This is a genomic window from Xenorhabdus szentirmaii DSM 16338 (assembly GCF_002632585.1).
Lineage (GTDB): Bacteria > Pseudomonadota > Gammaproteobacteria > Enterobacterales > Enterobacteriaceae > Xenorhabdus > Xenorhabdus szentirmaii.
Genome location: NZ_NIBV01000002.1, coordinates 228,549 through 248,785, shown reverse-complemented (window position 1 = coordinate 248,785; position 20,237 = coordinate 228,549). Strand labels below are relative to the sequence as shown.

The window sequence follows — 20,237 nt, the reverse complement described above, 5'->3', positions numbered from 1 at the left end:
ATTCAGGCTCTTTGTGATCAATTCAGAATTAGCCACCATAAAAATGCCTGACTATCGTATTCTTACCTCAATACTAATTGGTTAATGTCAGCATTCCCTCTTAGAGATTCCACATTACAACAATCTTGCATTTGCATTTTACTTTAAGGAAAGCTCAATATGAATGCTTTCATTGAGATGAATGAGGCGAATGGTTTCCGAGGTTTAAGCAAACATTAATGCTATAGAGGGCTTTTAATTTCGAGTCGTCTGTTAGCCACCACAGGAAACAAACAGCGCTACGCACCATGCTCGGCACACATATAAAAAAACCGGATGAAAACATCCGGTTTCTAATATTAGCTTATCAATTGGCTATATTCTACTGTCATTGGCCTGCTGTAAAAGAACCTGACTTTCCTTCATGAATCGGGTTGCTTCTTCACCAAACCACTCACTTACTTGGTTAAAACTGGCAATGAAAGCCGCTTTATCTTGTTTTTCCAATAGTTCCAAAGCCTGACCAAAACTTTGGTGATAACTGCGTATCAATTCAATATTCTCAGGGCTGGACATAATGATATCGGCATACAACTGAGGATCTTGTGCAAACAACCTTCCCACCATCGCTAATTCCAATCGATAGATAGGCGAAGATAATGCAAGCAATTGCTGTAAATCAACACTTTCCTTTGCCAGATGCTTTCCATAAGAAAATGTCGTGAAATGGCGCAGGGCCTGAATGAAGCTCATATTTTTATCATGTTTTTCTGCGGTTATTTGATGCAAACGCGCGCCCCACACCGCGATTTGTTCCAAAAACCATTGGTACGCTTCTGGTTGGCGTCCATCACAATACACAACAACCTGTTTGGCAAAGCTGCCAACATCTGGCCCAAACATAGGATGCAGCCCTAAAACAGGCCCTTGGTGTACCTCAAGCATCGCGTTTAAGGGCCTGTGCTTAATCGAAGCCAAATCAACCAAAATGCATTGCCTTGGCAAAGGAGGCAAACGACGAATGACTTCCTCTGTCAAATGGATAGGAACGCTGATAATCACCATTCCCGCATCTGCCAATATAGAATCAGCTTTATCCCAGCCATCAGCCTCAAGCACCTTGACTTCGTAACCAGACAGGGTCAATACACGGTTGAACAGTTTTCCCATTTTGCCTGAACCACCGACGATAACGACAGGCCCCAAATGGGGAAACAGTTTTTTGTGGCCTTTATTGTTTTCGCTGACATATGACTCTCGCATGATGCGACGCAAGATATCTTCAATTAAGTCAGGCGGGACTCCCATCTTTTCTGCATCCTGCCGACGAGAAGCCAGCATGGTTGCCTCTCTGTCTGGCGCGTAGATAGGCAACCCAAATTGACTTTTTACTTCTCCGACTTGTGCCACTAAATTCATGCGTTTAGCGAGTAAAGTCAGCAAAGCTTTGTCAACTTCATCGATTTTTTCCCTCAGTTCGGACAATTCTGGAGCCATCTTGGTTACCCTGCTTTTTCCATTACGACGTTCTTATTCGCCAAATGCGGAGCAATTTGTTGATGCAGTTTCCTTAAAACCTGCTCCGTTGTTTGCCAATTGATGCAAGCGTCAGTGACTGAAACGCCATATTTCATTTCAGAGCGGGACTGCTCGGAAGATTGGTTCCCTTCATTAATATGGCTTTCCAACATGATGCCTATAATAGATTGATTGCCCGCCATAATTTGCTCAGCAACAGAATCCACAACAACACTCTGGCGGCGAAAATCTTTATTGGAGTTACCGTGACTACAATCAATCATCAATGATGGTATTAATCCTGCTTTAATCATTTGACGTTCACAATCCTCAACATGTTCCGCGCTGTAATTCGGCGTCGCACCGCCACGCAATATCACATGACCATTTGGGTTGCCTTGCGTTTGCAACAAGCAAACTTGACCTGACTGATTTATTCCCATAAAGCGATGAGGCATCGCAGCGGCTTTCATTGCATTAATTGCCGTATTCAAATTACCATCTGTACCGTTTTTAAATCCAACCGATACAGATAAACCCGATGCCATTTCTCTATGGGTTTGAGATTCAGTTGTTCTGGCACCAATTGCAGACCAACTGAATAAATCGCCCAAGTACTGTGGATTATTGGGGTCCAGTGCTTCATTCGCCAGAGGCAATCCCATTTCTACTAAGTTTAGTAACAAACCGCGGGCAATATGTAACCCTGCCCCCATATCAAAAGATCCATCCATGTATGGATCACTAATTAAGCCTTTCCAACCCACTGTTGTACGAGGTTTCTCAAAATAAACACGCATAACAATATACAGGCAGTCACTCAATTCCCCGGAAAGCGTTTTTAAGCGGCGAGCATAATCCAGAGCAGCATCCACATCATGAATTGAGCAAGGACCACATACCACCAATAAACGAGGATCGCGATGCTGAATAATGTCAGCAATAGTATTACGGGCGTTTGTGATGAAATGCAGGTCATTGTTACTCAGAGGGTATTTTTCTTTCAGCTCTTCCGGAGTGATAAGAACCTGCTCATCAAGAATATGAACGTTATTAATTGCATCTTTTTGCATAATCATACCTCTACCTGCCTTTTCTGCCTGTTTCATCTTTCTGTAAGTTCCTGACAAATAACATACCACGCATCGTAAAGAATACAATCCAAAAATGTAAATAAATCAACAATAGTGTAAATAAAAAATTACACATCACAATAAACACCCATTAACTTAGTGAATGAAAAATAATTTATTATTCTTTTAATTTATATGAAAAATACATAAGAATTTTTTTAAGTTAATTTAATGTGAATAGGGTTTCACAATTCCACTCCAATGGAAATATCTTATTAACCATCCAAGAACCATTTAACATACAAATAAATTTCTTTTAAAATCAAATAATAAAAACAAGATCTAAATCCCATTTTTAAATTAATATTTAAATAATATTATCAAGTGTTTTTAGTGTTTATATGAAATTATAAAACAACATTTATAAAGAATTGCCAGAGGGTACAGATTAACAATCTGTATTGGCGGATTTTATTTTTTTAATTATTTATTAAGGATAGATATGATAACGCTGCAATTTGCCATAATAATCATATGCTTATTAATCGGTACGCGTTATGCGGGGATGGGATTAGGACTGATCAGTGGAATTGGGCTTTTTCTGCTGACATTTGTTTTTGACTTGGAACCCGGTAAGCCTCCTGTGGATGTCATGCTCACCATACTTGCCGTGATCGGGTGTGCATCTGTTTTGCAAACAGCAGGAGGACTCAATGTCATGATGCAATTTGCTGAGCGGCTTCTTCGCTGTCATCCTCGGCACATTACTATTTTGGCGCCCTTAACAACCTGGACACTCACTTTTCTTTGTGGCACAGGTCATGTGGTTTATACCATGTTTCCAATCATTGGTGATATTGCCCTGAAAAAAGGTATTCGTCCCGAACGCCCAATGGCAGTTGCTTCTGTCGCTTCACAAATGGCGATTACTGCTTCTCCAGTTTCCGTTGCCGTCGTTTCTTTGGTGTCAATTATTGCTGCCAACCACGGTATCGGCAAAGCTTACGGCATCTTAGAAATTTTGGCTGTTTCAATACCAGCATCACTCGCCGGAGTAATGCTTGCTGCATTATGGAGCCTGCGCCGGGGAAAAGATCTTGATAAAGATGAAGAGTTCCAAGAAAAAATCAAAGATCCCAAACAACGTGAATTTATTTACGGTGGTTCAGAAACATTATTGAATCAGGTTTTTCCTAAACAGGCTTACTGGGCAACCTGGATTTTCTTTGCAGCAATTGCCGTTGTGGTTTTATTTGGTACATGTACAAATCTTCGTCCCGCTTTCGAATCAAAAGGAATTTTAAAGCCTCTTTCCATGAATCTGGTGATCCAGATGATGATGCTCATTGCAGGCTCCATTATGTTAATGGCATGCAAAGTCAAAACGAATGAAATCGCCAATAGCGCTGTATTTAAAGCAGGCATGGTTGCTATTTTTTCAGTCTTCGGCGTAGCATGGATGAGTGATACTTTTTTCCAATCACACTTGGGTGAACTAAAACTCGCATTGGAAGACGTTGTTCAAGCCAAACCATGGACTTATGCACTTGCCCTTTTCTTGGTGTCAAAATTGGTGAATAGTCAGGCAGCCGCTTTAACAGCAATCGCACCGATGGGGTTGCAACTAGGTGTTGACCCCAAGCTTCTGATTGCTTTTTTCCCTGCTGCTTATGGTTATTTTGTCTTGCCTACTTATCCAAGTGATCTGGCTTGCATTGGCTTTGACCGTTCAGGAACAACAAAAATAGGGAAGTTCATTATTAATCACAGCTTCATTTTACCGGGATTGATTGGTGTCAGCAGCGCTTGCACAGTAGGCTATATTTTATCCAGTTCTTTTCTGTGATCTTTTCCTGTGATTTTATACAATCACAAAATTGGGATGCATTAAGATCGTTAAAATGAAAAAAGGCCAGCAAGTTGCTGGCCTTTAACGATAACTTTCGGATGTAGCGAAAGCGTATTATTTTGCGTTCAGACGCTCTTTAATACGAGCCGCCTTACCAGAACGCTCACGCAGGTAGTACAGTTTAGCTCTGCGAACAGCACCACGACGTTTAACGTTGATGCTGTCTACGACTGGGGAATGAGTCTGGAATACACGCTCAACGCCTTCGCCGTTAGAAATCTTACGAACAGTGAATGCAGAGTGCAAACCGCGGTTACGGATAGCAATAACCACGCCCTCGAATGTCTGCAGACGCTTTTTAGAACCTTCAACGACCCATACCTTAACTTCCACGGTGTCACCCGGACGGAATGAAGGTACGTCTTGCTTCATCTGTTCTTGTTCAAGTTGTTTAATAATGTTGCTCATAATAACTCTCTTACCCTAGGTAAACTGATATATCAAAGACATTCCCCACACAGGACATGTCTGGATTAATTCGTTGCCTGATCTTGATATTCTCGTTGGAATTCAGATAGCAACATCCTTTGCTCGTCAGTCAGAGCTAGGCTTTCTAGAAGTTCGGGCCTTCTTAACCAAGTTCGGCCAAGCGATTGTTTCATTCGCCAGCGATTAATTTCAGCATGGTTTCCTGACAGTAAAACAGGAGGAACTTCCATACCGTCTAACACTTCAGGGCGGGTGTAATGTGGGTAATCCAACAATCCATCAGCAAATGAATCTTCTTCTGCCGATGCCTGACGCCCCAACACCCCCGGAATAAACCGAGATATTGAGTCAATCATTGTCATGGCAGGAAGTTCCCCTCCACTGAGAACGTAATCACCGATAGACCATTCTTCATCTATTTCGGTTTGGATAACACGCTCATCAATACCTTCATAACGACCGCAAACCAGAATTAACTTCTCATTTGCAGCCAGTTCACAAACCCCTTGTTGATCGAGCTTGCGTCCCTGAGGTGAAAGATAAATCACCTTTGCACCTTCACCTGCCGAAGCTTTGGCTGCATGGATGGCTTCCCTTAGCGGTTGTACCATCATCAGCATGCCTGGACCACCACCATAAGGGCGGTCATCAACAGTACGATGCCGGTCGTAGGTAAAATCCCGTGGACTCCAGCATTCAATACTCAACAGGCCATTTTTTACTGCCCGACCAGTTACCCCGTAATCGGTTATTGCGCGGAACATTTCAGGAAACAGGCTAATAACCCCAATCCACATACTGCGTCCCACTCATTTAAACCGTTTTTACCGGAGATTAAAAACCAGGATCCCAATCTACCTCAATAGTTTTGGTAGCGAGATCGACTTTCTTGATAACCTGCCCATCAAGAAACGGAACCAACCGCTCCTTGATACCGAATGCATCTTTCAGGTTTGCTTTGATTACCATCACATCGTTAGAACCCGTTTCCATCATGTCATCAACGATGCCAAGGTTATAACCCACAGTATTTATTACTTGGCAACCAATCAGGTCCTTCCAGTAATAATCACCGTTTTCCAGTTCTGGCAATTTATTAGAATCCACCACTATTTCACAATTAGTGAATAAATTCGCCGCATCCCGATCATCAATACCTTTGATTTTGACGATAATATCTTGGTTATGGTGTTTCCACGTTTCCAGCTCGATGTGTTGCCACTGCCCGGAACGTTGAATAAACCACGGCTGATATTCAAAAATGTCTTCGGCATTTTCGGTGGAAGAAAAAACTCTGAGCCAACCACGAATGCCATACGCTGACCCTAATTTTCCCAATACGATTGGCTCAACAGGGTGCTTCAGGCCAGATTGTTTGCTCATTGTTACCACCGTGACAGATTAAGCTGCTTTTTTAGCGTCTTTGATCAGTGCCGCAACACGATCAGACACAGATGCACCCAGACCAACCCAGTGTTCGATACGGTCCAGATCTAAACGCAGAGCTTCTGCATTTCCTGAAGCGATTGGGTTGAAGAAACCAACACGCTCAATGAAGCGACCATCACGCGCATTGCGGCTATCGGTCACGACTACTTGATAGAACGGACGCTTTTTTGCGCCACCACGAGCTAAACGAATTGTTACCATAACATCCTCATTAGTTAGCAAAACACCCAGACTCCATCGAGGAACGGAGTCCGGCTGTCCATTTAAAAGCCCGAAAATTTTACTCACTTTGGCGCAAAAAGCAATCCAAAGAACATTTTTCTTTCGTGACTTTATTAATTATCGACCCATAAATCCTGGTGGCAGCATGCCTTTCATGCCTTTCATCATTTTCGCCAGACCACCTTTTTTCATTTTTTTCATCATACGCTGCATTTCATCAAACTGCTTCAACAAGCGGTTGACATCCTGCACCTGCGTACCTGAACCTGCTGCAATACGGCGTTTGCGTGAGCCTTTAATAATTTCAGGCTTTTCACGTTCTTTGCGGGTCATGGAATTGATAATGGCTTCCATTTTCACCAGAACCTTATCATCCATCTGAGATTTGACCGCATCCGGGATCTGCGACATACCCGGCATTTTGCTCAACATGCTGGTCATTCCACCCATGTTACGCATTTGTTTGAGCTGCTCGAGGAAATCAGTCAAATCAAAGCCATCGCCTTTTTTCAGTTTTGATGCCAATTTTTCCGCTTTGCTACGATCAACTTTGCTTTCAATTTCTTCAATCAATGAAAGCATGTCTCCCATACCCAGAATTCGGGATGCAATGCGATCCGGATAGAAAGGTTCCAAGGCATCTGTTTTTTCACCAACACCAAGGAATTTAATTGGCTTGCCTGTAATATGGCGGATAGAAAGTGCTGCACCACCACGGGCATCACCATCTACTTTTGTCAGGATAACACCGGTTAACGGCAATGCTTCATTAAATGCTTTTGCCGTATTTGCAGCATCCTGACCAGTCATTGCATCAACAACGAACAATGTCTCGACAGGATTAATGGATGCATGAACCGCTTTAATTTCATCCATCATTGCTTCGTCGACATGCAAACGACCTGCTGTATCGACTAAAAGCACATCATAGAATTTCAACTTGGCATGCTGAAGGGCTTTGTTGACAATATCAACCGGTTTTTCCTGTGGATCTGAAGGGAAGAAATCGATTCCAACTGCTTCAGATAACGTTTCCAACTGCTTAATTGCTGCTGGCCGGTAAACGTCAGCAGAAACAACCAAAACTTTTTTCTTATTTTTTTCTTTAAGCAATGTACCTAATTTGGCAACACTGGTTGTTTTACCAGCACCTTGCAAGCCAGCCATAAGCACAACGGCAGGAGGTTGAGCGGAAAGATTAAGCTCACTATTAACCTCTCCCATCGCCTTAACGAGTTCATTTTGAACAATTTTGACGAACTCCTGCCCAGGCGTCAGGCTTTTGTTAACTTCATGTCCTACAGCGCTCTCTTTGACTCGTGAAATAAAATCACGAACAACAGGCAATGCAACATCAGCTTCGAGCAAAGCCATACGAACTTCGCGCAGCGTATCTTTAATATTCTCTTCAGTCAGCCGCCCACGACCGCTGATATTGCGCAATGTGCGCGATAGTCTGTCAGTTAAATTATCAAACATTGTCTCAGCTCAGATATCTACAAATAGGTCTACCCGTAAGGCAAATTTAGCGAATTATAACACGATGCTCACATAATCTCTGCAAAGAGATTTCCAAGTATTACTCACAACGGTTGGAGGCAACTCCCAGCTCGCGGTATACTTAAATTTTAAGTTCAACCTGACATTATTGCGAAAACGATAAACGTTATGCTGATATTTTCAATTATTGCTTTACTTGCTTATCTCATTAGCCTGACGCTCATCGTGCCAGGTTTACTGCGCCAACAAAATAACTATCAGAAACTGGCACTATTGTTAGCAACTGTCGCATTAGTGAATCATGCAGTTGCATTGAAATATCAAATATTTCATGTCAATGGTGGTCAAAATCTTACTTTATTGAATTTAGGCTCGATTGTCAGTTTACTCATGAGCATTATTATGACTATCGTTGCTTTTCGTGGCCGGGCATGGTTTTTATTACCAATTGTTTACAGTTTCGCCATGATAAACTTAATACTGACCAGTATGATGCCTGGAGAATTCATCACACATCTTGAAAATAGTATTGAGTTATTCATTCATATTGGCCTCGCTTTACTGGGTTACTCCACTTTACTCATTGCGGCACTTTATGCATTACAGGTTGGTTGGCTAGATTATCGTCTTAAAAAGAAAAAACTTTCTTTTACTTCCGGTATTCCCCCACTCATGGTAATTGAACGGAAAATGTTTCATATCACCCAAGTTGGTGTAATTTTACTAACATTAACATTATGCACTGGCATCATGTACATGGATGACATTTTCAGTAAAGAAAATATTCATAAATCTGTTTTATCTATTATTGCATGGTTTGTTTACGTTGTTTTGTTATGGGGGCATTATCGTGAGGGATGGCGAGGGAAACGTGTTATCTGGTTCAATTTAATTGGTGCATTTATTTTAACATTGGCTTTTTTCGGCAGCAGGCTAATTACAGGAAATTATGGTTGATTAAGTCATACAAGGAATCACCGTAACTAGTTCATATAAATCTTAGGAAGGAATTCTGTTTTGGAGCACGTCTCAACAGGCACACTCATTATTATTCTTGTTGTCATGGTTATTGTTTCGGCTTATTTTTCTGCCTCAGAAACCAGCATGATGACAATAAATCGCTATCGCTTGCGTCATCTGGCTAAAGAAGGAAGTCACCCTGCACGTAGAGTTGAGTCATTGCTGCGGCATCCAGACAGGCTCATCAGCCTTATTCTCATCGGTAATAACCTCATCAATATTCTGGCATCCTCCCTTGCGACTATTGTTGGTATGCGTCTTTATGGGGACGCAGGTGTTGCTATCGCAACCGGGATTCTGACTTTTGTGATCCTAATCTTTTCTGAAGTCATGCCAAAGACGATTGCCGCGCTTTATCCTGAAAAAATCGCTTTCCCGAGTAGCTTTTTACTACGCCCGCTAGAAAAAATTATGTTGCCTCTTGTCTGGGCATTTAATCGGATTAGCTTATTACTCATGCGCTGCATTGGCATCAAAACATCTAATATCCGTAATGATGCAGTCAGTAAGGATGAACTACGGACCATCGTTAATGAATCAAACGCCAACCTATCACGCCGCAATCAGGACATGCTTATCTCAATATTGGATCTCGAGAAAGTGACTGTCGGCGATATTATGATCCCCCGTAATGAGATCTTTGGCATTGATATCAATAGCGATTGGAAATCTGTCATTAGACAATTAACACATTCTCCGCATGGCCGGGTTGTGCTTTATCGAGACTCGCTTGATGATGCCATCGGTATGTTACGCGTGCGTGAAGCCTATCGATTGATGATGGAGAAAAAAGAATTTACCAAAAGAACATTAATTAAAGCGGCAGATAAAATCTACTTTATTCCTGTCAGTACGCCGCTTAATGTCCAACTCGTAAATTTCCAACGCAATAAAGAAAAAGCAGGCTTGATCGTTGATGAATATGGCGAAATTCAGGGCCTCATGACTGTTGAAGACATCCTGGAAGAAATCGTCGGTGACTTTACCACGTCTATGTCTCCTACTTTGGCTGAAGAAGTCCTTCCCCAAAGCGATGGGACGGTTTTAGTGGGTGGTACGGCAAATATCCGAGAGCTTAATAAGGCGTTCAGTTGGGCTTTACCCGAAGATGGGCCAAGAACAATGAATGGTATGATCCTGGAAGAATTAGGTGAGATCCCTGAATTGAACGTTCAAGTCCAAATCAATGGCTATAATTTTGAGGTTCTCGCAGTCCACGACAATATGATTAAACAAGTTCGTGTTACACCACTGAACCAGACGAACGAGCAAAACATGAAGCTCGATGAATAAACTAAAATGTCAGCATCCTTCCTTATAAATTAGGTTTGGCATGCAACATTTTTTTCATTGAATCATTAACCCCTGTACATCAGTTTATGTACAGGGATTAACAAACAAACTAAACTCGAAGCTCCACCAGTTTTTCTTCAGGCAATGCCAATTCTTCGTTCAAATTAACACGAACACCAGAATCAAGGATCTTCTGAGCAATACCCTGAGCTTCTTTTAGCGAGTGCATTTCATAAGTACCGCACTGATAAATGTTCAATTCAGGGATCTGCCCTTGATTCTGAACTTTCAGTACATCCGCCATTGCGGCTTTCCATGCTTCAGCCACTCTCATTTCTGCCGGAGCACCAATCAAACTCATATAAAAGCCAGTACGGCATCCCATGGGAGAAATGTCAATGATTTCAACACCATCACCATTTAAATGATTGCGCATGAAACCCGCAAACAAATGCTCAAGCGTGTGAATTCCTCTTTCTGGCATCACTTCTTGGTTTGGAACACAAAAACGTAAATCAAATACTGTGATGGTGTCACCATGTGGTGTTTTCATCGTTTTAGCAACTCTAACAGCAGGTGCCGCCATTCGTGTATGGTCAACTGTAAAACTGTCCAATAAAGGCATGATTCTACCTCCTAAGTCGTCAAATTTTTTTCACGGAAAATATTTTCAGAGGAATGAAACCTTTTCACTAGCGATTGGTCATAGATATGAAGACGCGCAAAATTGTTATCATCCCTATTCTCTGAGATATTTTATTTGGCCACCTTTGGTGGCCACTTTCTTTTTTTAACTCCCAGCATGAAGTTTTAAATACTCTTCAAAACTCATGTCATCTTTCTGCTCTAAGCTATGTTGCCGCGATACCGAAGCATGACGTTCAGCAGAAAATTTTTCATCATTTAAGATTGAATAGGGCTCTCCAAGCAGTTCCTGATGATACTTGTCAGCCAATTCAAGCCCGAATCCGCCTATGCCATGTTCCTTCATTTGACCAAGAGTACGTGCAGAGAATGTCAATGATGGATCATCAAACATAGCGACGAGCTCTTTGCAAACGGCCTGATATTCTGTTCCGGAACAGGCATCCAATATTTCAGCAAGCCGGCTTAAATCCCTGAATAGCTCTTGCCCTACAACCTTGAGCGGCTGTTGTTCAGCACCACAACCAATGCCAATATGCAACCCTGGCTTGCGTCCATCCAAAATCACCTTGTTCCAATTTTGGCGGCAGCAATCAAGTTCTTCTTTCTCCATTTCAGGAGAGTCCGTTAAGGCACACCATATCAAGAAAAGATCAAGAAAACGAATCTGAGTCTCATCGACGCCAATGGGAGAAAAAGGATTAATATCCAAAGAGCGCACTTCAATATACTCTATACCTCCTCGTAACAAAGCATCTGAAGGCGATTCCCCCTCTTTCGTGACGCGTTTAGGACGGATAGGTGCATACAATTCATTTTCAATTTGCAGAACATTAGTATTTAGTTGTAAATACTCATCATCTTTTTTGATACCTATTGCTGCAAAATCTGCTGATGGCTTACGAATTGCCTTTTTAAGATCCTTTACATACGTCTGAAGGTTATTAAAGGTAATATTTAAGTCACCTTGCGATTTATTTGTATACCCCAGGTCACTCATCCTCAACGAAGTCGCATAAGGCAAATAGCAAGTCCCTTTCTCTGTTTCTTCAAAGGATAATGTCGTATTTCGTCCATGCAAGAATGAGGAACAAATTGCTGGTGATGCTCCGAACAAATAAGGGATCACCCATCCAAAACGATAATAATTACGGATCAAACAAAGATAACCATCCGAAATTTGTTCTTTTCCTGTTTCCGCATCTTGAACACCTAATCGAGCCTGCCAAAAACTGATTGGCAAGGAGAAATTATAATGTACGCCGGAAATAGTCTGCATTAATGCGCCATAGCGGTTCTTTAACCCCTGCCGGTATAAAGTCTTAAAGCGCCCTGCATTGGACTTTCCATATTGCGCCAGGGTGATATTTTCTTCTTTATCGATAAAACATGGCATACTCAAAGGCCACATTTTCTCATTGTTCAAGTTCCTAGCCGTATAACGATGCAAATCTTTAAGAAAACCAATGGTTCTATCTATATTGTTATCAACAGGGGTAATAAACTCCAATAGAGATTCGGCAAAATCAGTTGTAATCCATTTATGCGTTAAAGAAGCACCAAGCGATTTTGGATGCCCAGTTTTAGCTAAATGACCGTCTGGAGTAACACGCAATGTTTCACGTTCAATACCACGACAAATCCCATTCAATATGGTTGGGTTTGCCTCTAGCCATGACAATGCTTTTGATACGTCCGGGATCAATTTGACCTCCCGTGGAGTTTAAAAGGATTATTACTAATAGTTTACTTTATATGAAACCACTCAAATTGTCGCTGATTACATAGGGGAGATAATGCATGATCGCTCAAAAAAACAATCAAACAATAATAAAGGAAATATTATTTTTCGGAAGGAAAATACAAAAAAACCCTGTCTTATATATAAGAAACAAGGGTTTTAAGTGGTGCATCCGGGAGGATTCGAACCTCCGACCGCTCGGTTCGTAGCCGAGTACTCTATCCAGCTGAGCTACGGATGCATTGTCGGTTTACTATTTTCTGAATAGGCGCTACTGATTGCCTGACTTGACAGAATTGAGATACCTAAAAATCGCGGATTTTAAATGGTGCATCCGGGAGGATTCGAACCTCCGACCGCTCGGTTCGTAGCCGAGTACTCTATCCAGCTGAGCTACGGATGCATTGTCGGTTTACTATTTTCTGAATAGGCGCTACTGATTGCCTGACTTGACAGAATTGAGATACCTAAAAATCGCGGATTTTAAATGGTGCATCCGGGAGGATTCGAACCTCCGACCGCTCGGTTCGTAGCCGAGTACTCTATCCAGCTGAGCTACGGATGCATTTATTTAATGGCGGTGAGGGAGGGATTCGAACCCTCGATGCAGCTCTTAACCACATACTCCCTTAGCAGGGGAGCGCCTTCAGCCTCTCGGCCACCTCACCATATTCTTTAAAACTCACGACTTAGAAGCTTTTGCTTAGAAACTGCTTTCGAAGCTTCACTTCTCAAACTTACTCAGAAGCTTTTCTTTAAGCTCTTCGTCGTTGCGATGGCGCACATATTACTTTCCCTGCCTGATAAGTCAAACTATTTTTCGCAACTTTTTTCCGTTTGAACACTTAGCACGCAAAACGCATGATTTAGCACCTAAAAGAACATATTATCTACAGGGAAATCCTATAATGACCCTTAAAATTTATAACAATAATTATTCATCGCTATACCGCCATGAACAGCGCTTTTTCAACTGATAGAAAATGAAAAGACATGAGAGAATAGAATTAAGGTAGAAAAAAAGAGGTGTGGCTGAATTTGAGATACAAGGGGGTAGAGTAGCGCCCAAGTTTTAAAAAAGCGTGGACGCCATTCTTGAATTAAAAAGTTGTAGGCTGAGACTTCTCTGCCTGAATCCGTTGATAAATTTCTTCACGGTGAACAGAAACTTCCTTGGGTGCATTCACACCAATGCGAACTTGGTTGCCTTTAACTCCCAGTACTGTGACTGTTACCTCATCGCCTATCATGAGTGTTTCACCAACTCGACGAGTCAGAATAAGCATTCTTTGCTCCTTGAAAATTTAAAAGAGTCGGGTCTCTAGGTTTCCCCGCTATTATCCATCAAACACCGTGAAAACGTAAAGCAATGATATCTACTTAAACTATAAGCAGTTTTGGACACATTCTCCATATCTATAGGATAGATAAAATATAAGTATGTGCCCAACATTTCAACAATTCCACAATAAAAAACACTCGGCATCATAAAAAAACGTTCCTATGATGCCGCTGCTGTCACGGTAGTACCAACTATAACCGCAATGTTACCCATTCTTCTACACTAGTTAATGCAGAAGGAAGAGCTGCTGCATTCGTCCCTCCGGCCTGAGCCAGATCAGGACGACCTCCTCCTTTACCTCCAACTTGTTGGGCAACAAAAGAGATTAAATCGCCAGCTTTTATTCTAGCAGTCAAATCCTTTGTTACACCAACAATTAGGCTGACTTTATCACCACTCACTGTAGAAAGCACAATAATTGCTGAACCCAATTGGTTTTTCAGGTCATCAACCATTGTTCTGAGTATTTTAGGATCTGTATCACCTAATTGTGTCACCAGTAAACGGATGCCTTGGATCTCTTTGGCTTGATTAGCCAAAGAAGAGCTTTCCTGAGCTGCCTGCTGAGATTTCAACTGTTGCAACTCTTTTTCCAATTGCTTCGTTTTGTCCAGTGCCGTTTTCACTTTCTCATTCAGGCCACTGATATCCCCTTTCACCATATAAGCGATATCTTGCAATAAATCAGCCTGTTGATAGACAGAATCCAACGCAGTTTGCCCTGTAATGCCTTCGATACGGCGAATTCCTGCTGCTGTACCTGATTCATTGGATATACGGAACAACCCAATATCACCAGTGCGGCTTGCATGCGTTCCACCACATAGTTCGGCAGAAAAATCGCCCATACTCAGCACACGCACTTTTTCGTCATATTTTTCGCCAAACAATGCCATGGCACCTTTAGCTTTCGCTTCTTCCAGCTCCATTAACTCTGTAACAACAGGTGAATTCTTGCGAATTTCTTCATTCACCAAATTTTCTACCTGACGAAGCTGTTCTGGCTTCATTGCCTCAAAGTGAGAAAAGTCAAAGCGCAGATATTTATCATTGACCAAAGATCCCTTTTGAGCAACATGCTCTCCCAGGATTTGACGCAATGCCGCATGCAGTAAATGGGTTGCAGAGTGATTCAAACGTATTGCATCTCTGCGAGCCACATCAATTTCAGCATTAACTGAATGGCTGATACGCAGGCTGCCACTGATCAGTTTGCCAATATGTCCAATTGCTTGAGAGTATTTTTGGGTATCAGTGACTTCAAATACACCACTATCGTTCAACAACTTGCCCGTATCACCGACCTGACCACCAGATTCAGCATAGAAAGCCGTTTTATCAAGAATAACGAGCGCCTCTTCACCTGCGTGAATTTGCTCTACGGCTTCACCGTTACGGAAAATAGCCGTAATCACTGCCTGCTGTGAATTTTCTTTATAGCCACAGAAATCACTACGCCCGTCAACTTTGATCAGCTCATTGTAATCCGTGCCAAAACCACTGGATTCACGAGCACGACGCCGCTGGTTTTCCATCGCTGCATCAAAGCCGGATTCATCAACTTTGATGTTACGCTCACGGCAAACATCGGCAGTCAAGTCAACAGGGAAACCATAAGTATCGTACAGGCGGAAAGCGATTTCACCATCCAGCGTATCACCAGATAATTTCGCCAGCTCTTCATCCAGCAACTGTAAGCCGCGCTCCAAAGTACGAGCAAACTGTTCTTCTTCAGTTTTCAACACCTGTTCAACTAAGGATTGCTGTTGCTTCAGTTCTTCGCCCGCGGCGTCCATGATTTTGATCAGTGGGGCAACCAACTTATAAAAGAAGGTTTCTTTCGCACCCAACATATTACCGTGACGAACTGCACGACGGATGATACGGCGAAGAACATATCCACGGTTCTCATTAGATGGAATGACGCCGTCACAAATCAAGAATGAGCATGCGCGAATATGGTCCGCAACAACACGCAATGATTTATTGGTGAGATCTTCTGCCCCGGTTACTTTGGCAACTTCAGCAATCAGATTTTGGAATAAGTCAATTTCATAGTTGGAATTAACATGCTGCAATACTGCACTGACACGCTCTAGCCCCATTCCTGTATCGACAGAAGGTTTTGGCAGAGGTTCCATTGTGCCATCAGCATGGCGATTAAACTGCATGAATACGATATTCCAGATTTCAATATATCTGTCACCGTCTTCATCCGGGCTGCCAGGAGGCCCTCCCCAGATATGCTCACCATGGTCATAGAAAATTTCTGTACAAGGACCACATGGCCCGGTATCACCCATTTGCCAGAAATTATCAGAGTTATAAGGCTTATCCCCTTTATCACCTATGCGAATAATTCTTTCTGCTGGAACACCGACTTCGTTAAGCCAGATATCATAGGCTTCATCATCTGTCTTATAGACAGTCACCCACAATTTTTCTTTTGGCAGGTTAAACCACTTTTCGCCGGTCAATAATTCCCATGCATATTTGATAGCATCTTGTTTGAAATAATCGCCAAAGCTAAAGTTACCCAACATTTCGAAGAAAGTGTGGTGACGGGCTGTATAGCCCACATTTTCTAAATCGTTATGCTTACCGCCAGCACGAACACAGCGCTGAGCCGTTGTTGCTCTAGAATAAGGTCTCTTATCCAATCCTAAAAAGACATCTTTGAACTGGTTCATCCCTGCGTTGGTGAACAACAATGTTGGATCATTGGTTGGCACCAACGAACTGCTTGGTACTATCTGGTGCCCTTTAGTATGAAAAAAGTCAAGAAACGCTTGACGGATCTCAGCGGTGCTTTTGCTCATAATTGTCCCGAAATCAAGCTGAAAAAACAGATTCATGAATGGTTGAAATGATATATACACCACCATTTCAACTCACGAATAAATTAAAGTAGGGTTAAGATAGAGAGTCTTCCATAAGAAGTAAAATCCCATATAAATCCATTCGCTTTCCAGCATTGTAATTCGTCTGGGAATTTTCTGAAAGTCTGTTCGTTAAGCCAGTTTCAATACACCTATTTCAAAGATGCATATTCCCCATAAAAAACAAAAACCACACCCGATATAGGTGTGGTTTCTGGAAAAGCAGGCTGTCACTATATATCGCAACAAAATATGTCTTATAACAGAATATGTATTACAACAGAGAAAGTAGCAAAAATAACAAGAGCAATTAGAACTCTTCGTTATTGACCTCTTCTCCGTTATCTTCATATTCGGTTACATAATCAGATGCTGCACTGCTGAAATCTCCCGCATTGTTCAGCAACAATTCACGCAGTTTCTTATCCAGTTCACTTGCAATTTCTGGGTGCTCTTTCAGGTAGATAGTCGCATTCGCTTTACCCTGCCCGATTTTATCGCCGTTGTAGCTGTACCATGCGCCCGCTTTTTCTACCATTTTGTGTTTAACACCGAGATCAATCAGCTCGCCAAGTGTATTAATTCCTTCACCATAAAGAATTTGGAACTCAGCCTGTTTAAATGGCGCGGCAACCTTGTTTTTGACAACTTTTACGCGAGTTTCGCTACCAACCACTTCATCACCATTCTTCACAGAACCAGTGCGGCGGATATCCAAGCGAACAGATGCATAGAACTTCAGTGCATTTCCCCCGGTCGTCGTTTCAGGGTTACCAAACATGACACCAATTTTCATTCGGATCTGGTTGATGAAAATCAACAAGGTATTTGAGTTTTTCAAATTACCGGCCAGCTTGCGCATCGCCTGACTCATCATACGTGCTGCCAAGCCCATATGAGAATCACCGATATCACCTTCAATTTCTGCTTTTGGCGTCAATGCCGCTACTGAGTCAACGATAATAACATCAACGGCACCAGAGCGAGATAATGCATCACAGATTTCTAAAGCTTGCTCACCCGTATCAGGCTGGGAACACAACAGGTTGTCAATATCTACACCCAGTTTCTTGGCGTAAATCGGATCAAGAGCATGCTCAGCATCAATAAAAGCACACGTTCTGCCTTCACGTTGGGCAGCAGCAATGACTTGCAGAGTCAACGTTGTTTTACCGGAAGACTCTGGCCCGTATATTTCAACGATACGGCCCATTGGTAAACCACCTGCACCCAATGCAATATCCAGTGACAGGGAACCGGTAGAGATGGTTTCAACATCCATTGAGCGGTTTTCACCCAAGCGCATGATGGAACCTTTACCAAATTGTTTCTCAATTTGGCCCAGCGCAGCTGCTAGCGCTTTTTGTTTGTTTTCATCGTTGTTGTTGTTAGCCATGTTTACTCCTTCGCAAGCAATGAAGGGGCTGCCCCACTGCTGATAAGCTTTTATGATACTAAGTGCTGTATGATTATACTGTATAATCATACAGCATCAAGTGAATTTTTCACGATTTCTTCCAACAGTGTTTCTAAAGCAAAAATGACGGCATGCAGACGCACGGTATCTCGTTCTCCGGGAAAATAGCGGCGATAGGTTACAGATGCTATGTCGCCATCAACCCGGAATGCAAACCCAAAACAAACCGTACCGACTGGTTTTTCTTCACTGCCTCCCTCAGGGCCTGCAACCCCGCTGACAGCAACAGAAAAATCTGCATTGGCCACTTTTAATGCCCCTTCCGCCATCTCTTTTACAATCTGTTCGCTTACTGCACCAAATTGTGCCAATGATGCCAATGAAACACCCAGCATTTCATGTTTAGCATCATTACTGTATGTCACGAAACCGCGATTAAAATAGGCCGAACTTCCCGCAATATCTGTGATCACTTTGGCAATCCAGCCTCCTGTGCAGGATTCTGCACAGGTCACAGATAATTTTTCCTGTTTTAATCTCTTCCCTAGTTCAATACTAAGCTGATTCAGGATTTTTTCATCCATAGCAGGCCTTTAATTCTATAAGAAGTTAATTTTTCCGAAGCAGATCCCAAATCCATAATCCGCCTATCGCCAAAGAGAGTAAGATACCAAAACCAACACCAACGGCAATGGCTGATGCCCCCAGAGCCATGGAAAGCGAATACAGCCCCAGCATCACCAGCATGGCACTGTTTTCACCTAGGTTCTGCACGGCAACCGCTTTACCCGCCCCTATCGTTTGCTTGCCATATTCCTGCAATAATGCATTCAACGGAACGACAAAAAAACCACCAAATATGCCGAGTACAATCAGTATGAAATAAGAAAGCCACATTGATTGCTGAGCCACAAACAGAATTACCATAATGCCGATTAAGATACCGGCAGGCATACAGCGACGGACCGTTTTCAATGTGATCAAACGAGCTGCCAGAGCGGCTCCAACAATAATCCCGACAGCAACGACCCCATTCATCAATGTTGGTATTGTATTTCCATCGATCCCAAATACAACGGGAACCCAAGCAATCAACAAAAAGCGCAGTGTTATACCCGCACCCCAGAACAGGCTCGTGCCTACCAGTGAAAACCGGGTTTCCTGATTACGCCAAAGTGAAACGCAAACAGCCACAAAATCCACCAGCATTTTTTGGGGAGCCCAACTTTTTTCCCATCCCGCCTGATACGCAGGCACTAAACGAGGGATATAGAAATTGATGACAACTGCCGCCCAATATGACAAGGCGCAAAGCCCTAATGCCAAAATCAAACTCACATCAGAGAGGAAGCCGCCAGTAATTGAGCCTACCAGAATGGCTGCAATCGTTGATGCTTCCATCATGCCATTAGCCTTGACCAAACGCCTGCCATCTGTCAGTTCTCCCAAGATACCGTATTTCGCGGGAGAATAAGCCGCTGCCCCAATCCCGACTAAGAGATATCCCAGAAACGGATTCATATCGACACAAATGCTGATGGCACCGAGTAATTTGATGCCATTGGAAAAGAGCATGACACGCCCTTTTGAGAACCGATCGGCAAATTGCCCCACAAAAGGGGCAAGAACAATGTAAGTCAGCACGAAAACTATTTGCAGAAACGGCTGACTCCAGTCAGGGTAAGCCTCAACTTTCAACTGGGCCAATATGGCAAAAAACAACGCATTGTCAGCAAAAGCAGAGAGAAACTGTGACAACAATACAGCCTTCATTCCCCTATTTAATAATGGCTGTGCCTCCGTTGTATGATTCATTGTTTC

General features: G+C 42.6%; 16 protein-coding genes, 4 tRNA genes and 1 pseudogene. 3 read left to right on the top strand and 18 right to left on the bottom strand.

Translation table 11 applies throughout. The annotated features are described in order from the left end of the window. Positions 1-354 precede the first annotated feature (354 nt). Complete coding sequence (tyrA, locus tag Xsze_RS11065) at positions 355-1,476, bottom strand: bifunctional chorismate mutase/prephenate dehydrogenase (RefSeq protein WP_038235270.1); 1,122 nt, start codon at positions 1,474-1,476, stop codon at positions 355-357. A gap of 5 nt (positions 1,477-1,481) precedes the next feature. Then, on the bottom strand, positions 1,482-2,576 hold the full coding sequence (locus Xsze_RS11060; protein ID WP_038235409.1) for a 3-deoxy-7-phosphoheptulonate synthase: 1,095 nt from the start codon (positions 2,574-2,576) through the stop codon (positions 1,482-1,484). Positions 2,577-3,072: 496 nt separating this feature from the next. Between Xsze_RS11060 and Xsze_RS11055 the strand changes: the two genes are divergently transcribed. Then, complete coding sequence (locus Xsze_RS11055; protein ID WP_038235272.1) at positions 3,073-4,416, top strand: anaerobic C4-dicarboxylate transporter; 1,344 nt, start codon at positions 3,073-3,075, stop codon at positions 4,414-4,416. A gap of 117 nt (positions 4,417-4,533) precedes the next feature. Here the strand turns inward: Xsze_RS11055 and rplS are convergent, their stop codons facing one another. The 5 genes from rplS to ffh form a co-directional block, all read right to left on the bottom strand. Next, positions 4,534-4,887 carry a 50S ribosomal protein L19 gene (rplS, locus tag Xsze_RS11050; RefSeq protein WP_010845356.1) on the bottom strand — a complete coding sequence of 118 codons (354 nt, stop codon included), beginning with the start codon at positions 4,885-4,887 and terminating at the stop codon, positions 4,534-4,536. Between the two features lie 65 nt (positions 4,888-4,952). After that, positions 4,953-5,705 carry a tRNA (guanosine(37)-N1)-methyltransferase TrmD gene (gene trmD, locus Xsze_RS11045; protein WP_038235274.1) on the bottom strand — a complete coding sequence of 251 codons (753 nt, stop codon included), beginning with the start codon at positions 5,703-5,705 and terminating at the stop codon, positions 4,953-4,955. A gap of 37 nt (positions 5,706-5,742) precedes the next feature. Further along, positions 5,743-6,291 carry a ribosome maturation factor RimM gene (gene rimM, locus Xsze_RS11040; protein WP_038235277.1) on the bottom strand — a complete coding sequence of 183 codons (549 nt, stop codon included), beginning with the start codon at positions 6,289-6,291 and terminating at the stop codon, positions 5,743-5,745. 18 nt (positions 6,292-6,309) lie between these two features. Then, a complete protein-coding gene (rpsP, locus tag Xsze_RS11035) occupies positions 6,310-6,558 on the bottom strand; it encodes a 30S ribosomal protein S16 (RefSeq protein WP_010845359.1) in 249 nt (82 codons plus the stop codon). Positions 6,559-6,696: 138 nt separating this feature from the next. Next, positions 6,697-8,058 (bottom strand): signal recognition particle protein, encoded by a 1,362-nt coding sequence (gene ffh / locus Xsze_RS11030; RefSeq protein WP_038235280.1) that lies wholly within the window; start codon positions 8,056-8,058, stop codon positions 6,697-6,699. Between the two features lie 189 nt (positions 8,059-8,247). Here ffh and Xsze_RS11025 point away from each other — a divergent pair. Together Xsze_RS11025 and Xsze_RS11020 are read left to right on the top strand one after the other, a co-directional pair. Continuing rightward, a pseudogene (locus tag Xsze_RS11025) lies at positions 8,248-9,040 on the top strand (cytochrome C assembly family protein). 56 nt (positions 9,041-9,096) lie between these two features. Further along, entirely contained in the window at positions 9,097-10,392 is a 1,296-nt protein-coding gene (locus Xsze_RS11020) for an HlyC/CorC family transporter (protein WP_038235285.1), read from the top strand. 109 nt (positions 10,393-10,501) lie between these two features. Here Xsze_RS11020 and luxS read toward each other — a convergent pair whose 3' ends face one another. From luxS to lplT, 11 genes are all read right to left on the bottom strand, one after another. Then, positions 10,502-11,017, bottom strand: coding sequence for an S-ribosylhomocysteine lyase (luxS, locus tag Xsze_RS11015; protein ID WP_038235287.1), 516 nt, complete (start codon positions 11,015-11,017; stop codon positions 10,502-10,504). 165 nt (positions 11,018-11,182) lie between these two features. Continuing rightward, positions 11,183-12,742, bottom strand: a complete 1,560-nt coding sequence (gshA, locus tag Xsze_RS11010) for a glutamate--cysteine ligase (protein WP_038235290.1) — start codon at positions 12,740-12,742, stop codon at positions 11,183-11,185. 200 nt (positions 12,743-12,942) lie between these two features. Beyond that, positions 12,943-13,019, bottom strand: a tRNA-Arg gene (locus Xsze_RS11005). 85 nt (positions 13,020-13,104) lie between these two features. After that, positions 13,105-13,181 (bottom strand) — tRNA-Arg (locus Xsze_RS11000). 85 nt (positions 13,182-13,266) lie between these two features. Then, positions 13,267-13,343: transfer RNA gene (locus Xsze_RS10995), tRNA-Arg, on the bottom strand. A 10-nt stretch (positions 13,344-13,353) separates the two neighbouring features. Beyond that, a tRNA-Ser gene (locus Xsze_RS10990) sits at positions 13,354-13,446 on the bottom strand. Between the two features lie 432 nt (positions 13,447-13,878). Next, positions 13,879-14,064 carry a carbon storage regulator CsrA gene (csrA, locus tag Xsze_RS10985; RefSeq protein ID WP_010845367.1) on the bottom strand — a complete coding sequence of 62 codons (186 nt, stop codon included), beginning with the start codon at positions 14,062-14,064 and terminating at the stop codon, positions 13,879-13,881. Positions 14,065-14,311: 247 nt separating this feature from the next. Continuing rightward, positions 14,312-16,939, bottom strand: coding sequence for an alanine--tRNA ligase (gene alaS / locus Xsze_RS10980; protein WP_038235411.1), 2,628 nt, complete (start codon positions 16,937-16,939; stop codon positions 14,312-14,314). Between the two features lie 370 nt (positions 16,940-17,309). After that, on the bottom strand, positions 17,310-18,395 hold the full coding sequence (recA, locus tag Xsze_RS10975; RefSeq protein WP_038235413.1) for a recombinase RecA: 1,086 nt from the start codon (positions 18,393-18,395) through the stop codon (positions 17,310-17,312). A gap of 86 nt (positions 18,396-18,481) precedes the next feature. Then, positions 18,482-19,000 (bottom strand): nicotinamide-nucleotide amidase, encoded by a 519-nt coding sequence (gene pncC, locus Xsze_RS10970; protein ID WP_038235293.1) that lies wholly within the window; start codon positions 18,998-19,000, stop codon positions 18,482-18,484. Positions 19,001-19,025: 25 nt separating this feature from the next. Next, entirely contained in the window at positions 19,026-20,231 is a 1,206-nt protein-coding gene (gene lplT / locus Xsze_RS10965; protein WP_038235295.1) for a lysophospholipid transporter LplT, read from the bottom strand. Positions 20,232-20,237 lie beyond the last annotated feature (6 nt).